Annotated in this window: 1 pseudogene; it reads right to left on the reverse strand. The window is 66.1% G+C overall.

What is annotated here, in order from left to right:
• Window positions 1–386, reverse strand: a pseudogene (locus U5771_RS35385) (NADP-dependent malic enzyme); the annotation flags it as partial.

The raw sequence follows: 386 nt of genomic DNA on the forward strand, positions 1-386 counted from the left end.
GCGGCCACGACGATCGCGGTGCCGTGCTGGTCGTCGTGGAACACCGGGATCTTCATCCGCTTGCGCGCTTCGCGCTCGACGATGAAGCAGTCCGGCGCCTTGATGTCTTCCAGGTTGATCCCGCCGAAGGTCGGCTCCAGCGCGGCGATCACGTCGACCAGCTTGTGCGGGTCCGACTCGTTCAGTTCGATGTCGAACACGTCGATGCCGGCGAACTTCTTGAACAGGACCGCCTTGCCTTCCATCACCGGCTTCGACGCGAGCGGGCCGATGTTGCCGAGCCCGAGCACCGCCGTGCCGTTCGTGACGACGCCGACCAGGTTGCTGCGCGCGGTGAAGCGCGCGGCGTTCAGCGGGTTCTCGACGATCTCCTCGCACGCATACGC

This window comes from Burkholderia sp. BCC1977, from assembly GCF_905339595.1.
Taxonomy (GTDB): Bacteria; Pseudomonadota; Gammaproteobacteria; order Burkholderiales; family Burkholderiaceae; genus Burkholderia.